Here is a 360-nt window from a genome sequence, read left to right as displayed (position 1 = left end):
ACATAGACCAGCGAGATTGCGTCAGACCCCAATCTTGACCCCCTCGGAGGTGATCCGACGACACTGCCCGATCGAGCATCGAGATGGTCGGGCGGGGGACGAAGGACGTGGACACGATTGCACGGATCCGCCGCGAGTTCTTCGTTTGCGGGAAGTTCGTCAAAGAGATTTGTCGGGAACTGCACGTGTCGCGGAACACGGTGCGCTATGTGCTCCGGTCCGGCGAGACATCCTACGAGTACGAACGCGAGGTCCAGCCGCGACCGAAGCGTAAGCGTCCAGGCACTCCCATGTAGCCGGACGCGGCGATCCGCGTGATCCTTTCGCCCTCGATCTTTGAGGGCCTTGCATTGCCATCTT

At 60.8% G+C, this 360-nt stretch carries 1 pseudogene; it reads left to right on the top strand.

Annotated features, from left to right (window positions below):
* Nucleotides 1-83: 83 nt before the first annotated feature.
* A pseudogene (locus BUQ68_RS22630) lies at nt 84-269 on the top strand (IS21 family transposase); the annotation flags it as partial.
* Nucleotides 270-360: the final 91 nt, after the last annotated feature.

The sequence above is a fragment of the Mongoliimonas terrestris genome (assembly GCF_001927285.1).
In the GTDB taxonomy this organism is placed as follows: Bacteria; Pseudomonadota; Alphaproteobacteria; order Rhizobiales; family Pleomorphomonadaceae; genus Chthonobacter; species Chthonobacter terrestris.
The sequence above is the reverse complement of the archived record's forward strand: the minus strand, read 5'-3'. Positions and strand labels throughout refer to the sequence as shown.